Below are 2,801 nucleotides of genomic sequence, written 5' to 3' on the forward strand. Positions count from 1 at the left end.
ATCGGCCCGCATCCCGTCCTCGGGCTCGCGCTGTCGACGGTCCTCGCCGACACCGACGGCCGGGTGCTGCACACCCTGCGCCGTGACCAGCCCGACGAGGCTCAGATGCTCCGGAGCTTGGGCGAGGCATGGGTAGCGGGTCTGCCGGTGGCCTGGGGCGAGTTGCTGCCCGCCGCGGAGCCGGTCGCACTGCCCACGTACGCCTTCCAACGTCAGCGCTACTGGCTCGACGCACCCGCCCCGCTCCCGGGTATCGACCAGCCGGTCGGTGCTTCGGTGAACGACGGGTGGCGTTACGGGGTGGGCTGGACACCGCTTGCCGTCCGGCATGCCGATCGACTGTCGAGGCAGTGGCTCCTTCTCTGTCACGACGGTGGCGAAGTCGCCGACGTACGGCGGGCGTTGGAGCAGGCCGGTGCCGAGGTCGAGGTGCGAGTGCTGCCCGCCGACCCCGACCGCACGGACGTCGCCGACCTGCTGACCGGTGCCGGGCACATCGCCTATCTGCCGGCCGGGTTCGATCGTAGTCATCCGGACCACCCGGGTCTGCCGGGTGGGCTGGCGGCCGTCTTGGCGGTGATGCGGGCCGTCGCCGAGCAGCCGGACACACAGTTGTGGGTGCTGACCCGAGGGGCGGTCACCGTACCCGGATCCGATACGGCCTCCGACCCCGCTCTGGCGGCGGTCTGGGGGTTGGGCCGGGTCTTCGGCCTGGAACACCCCGACCACTACGGCGGCCTGATCGACCTCCCCGCCGTCTGGCAGTCCGCCACCGGCGGTCAGTTGACCGCCGCGCTGGCCGAGCCGATCGAGGACCAGATCGCTCTCCGGAACGTCGGCGTCTTCGCGCGCCGATTGCAGCACGCTCCGGCGGCGCCCGGCGACGACCAGGAGTGGAAGCCGAGCGGCACGGTGCTGATCACCGGGGGTACGGGTGCGCTCGGCTCGCACCTGGCCCGCTGGCTCGCCCGGAACGGTGCGGCGCATCTCGTTCTGGTCAGCCGTACCGGCCCTGCCGCTCCCGGCGCGACTGAACTCGCCGACGAGCTGACCGCCCAGGGAACCCCCACCACCGTCGTCGCTTGCGACATCGCCGATTCGCACCAGGTGGCCGAACTGTTCGACGGTGGCGGTACCGGGCACCCGCCGATCAACACCGTCATCCACGCCGCCGGCGTACCGCAGCGCACGACGTTGCGGGAGTCCGAACCCGGCGCGTTCGCCGAGCTGTTGCGGGCGAAGGTGACCGGCACCCGCAATCTCGTCGCCGCCCTCGACGACCACCCGGTCGACAATCTGGTGCTGTTCTCGTCCAATTCCGGGGTGTGGGGCAGCGGCATGCACAGCGCGTACGCCGCCGCCAACGCCTACCTCGACGCGGTCGCGGAGCAGCTACGCGCTCAGGGGGTCCGGGCGACCTCGATCGCCTGGGGTCTGTGGGGCGGTGGCGGTATGGCGGAGGGCGACGGCGAGCAGTACCTGTCGCGCGTGGGCATCCGCCCGATGGCACCGGACCTCGCGGTTGCGGCGCTGCACGAGGCGCTGACGTTGGACGAGACGTTCGTGGCCGTGGCGGACGTGGACTGGGAGCAGTTCGTCCCCACCTTCACCGTGGCACGTCGCCGCCCGCTCATCGAGGACCTGCCCGAGGTCCGACGACTGGCGGAAGTCGGGGAGGCGTCGACGTCGGAGGTAGCCGGGGACGAGGCCCGGTCGCTGCGGAGCCGGCTCGCCGGACTGGCCGCCGACGACCAGTACGCCGAACTGCTGGGGATCGTACGGCGTGAGGCAGCCCGGATTCTCGAACTCTCGGGCCCTGAAGCCGTGGAGGAGCACCGGGCCTTCCGGGAACTCGGGTTCGACTCGGTGACGGCGGTCGAGGTACGGAACCGTCTGAGGAGTCTGTCCGGACTCCAGCTCCCCGCCACCCTGGTGTTCGATCACCCGACACCGGGCGCGGTGGTGACGTATCTGCGGGGGGCGTTGTTCCCGGACGGCTCCGACGCCGGAGCGTCTCCACTCGACCAGATCGAGCGGCTGGAGAAGTCCCTGCTGCGGATGGAACCCGACAACCGCGAGAAGGCACGCATCACGCTCCGCCTTCAGTCGCTGCTCGAAAAGTGGAGTGGCGGTAACGAGCAGGGACACGTGGCCGCCGACGCCCAGTTCGAGTCCGCGACACCTGACGAAGTATTCGACTTCATCGACAAAGAGCTGGGTCAGCGCTGACTGCGCCCCGCCCCTTCGACTCCGGCGATTGAGACTGTGATGACGGACCAGGACAAGCTGTTCGAATACCTCAAGCGCGTGACCGGTGAGCTCAAGCAGACCCGGGAACGGCTCCTTCGGTATGAGTCCGGCGAGCACGAACCGATCGCCGTCGTCGGCATGAGCTGCCGGCTGCCGGGCGGGGTGCGTAGCCCCGAGGACCTTTGGGAACTGGTGGCGAACGGGACTGACGCGATCACCACCTTCCCGCCGGACCGGGGCTGGGCGATCGACGACCTGTACGACCCGGTTCCCGGGCGGCCGGGCAAGACGTACGCCCGTGAGGGCGGTTTCGTCGAGGACGTCGCCGAGTTCGACGCCGAACTGTTCGGCATCAGCCCGCGCGAGGCGCTGAGCATGGACCCGCAGCAGCGGCTGTTGCTGGAGGCCGCATGGGAGTTGTTCGAACGAGCGAACCTGGATCTGAACGCCCTTCGGGGCAGCTCCACCGGCGTCTTCGTGGGCGCCGGCTTCCAGGGGTACGGCAGCCAGGCGGACGCCTCCGACGGCTACTTCCTCACCGGTTCCACCGG

The 2,801-nt window shown here is 70.1% G+C and carries 2 protein-coding genes; both read left to right on the forward strand.

From position 1 onward, the window contains the following. A partial coding sequence (locus tag GXP76_RS34980) for a type I polyketide synthase (RefSeq protein ID WP_242575642.1) occupies positions 1-2,229 on the forward strand: 2,229 nt, incomplete at its 5' end. Between the two features lie 39 nt (positions 2,230-2,268). Then, on the forward strand, positions 2,269-2,801 hold a 533-nt coding region (locus GXP76_RS34985), incomplete at its 3' end, for a beta-ketoacyl synthase N-terminal-like domain-containing protein (RefSeq protein WP_242575643.1).

This window comes from Streptomyces sp. NP-1717, from assembly GCF_022695985.1.
Classification (GTDB): domain Bacteria; phylum Actinomycetota; class Actinomycetes; order Streptomycetales; family Streptomycetaceae; genus Streptomyces.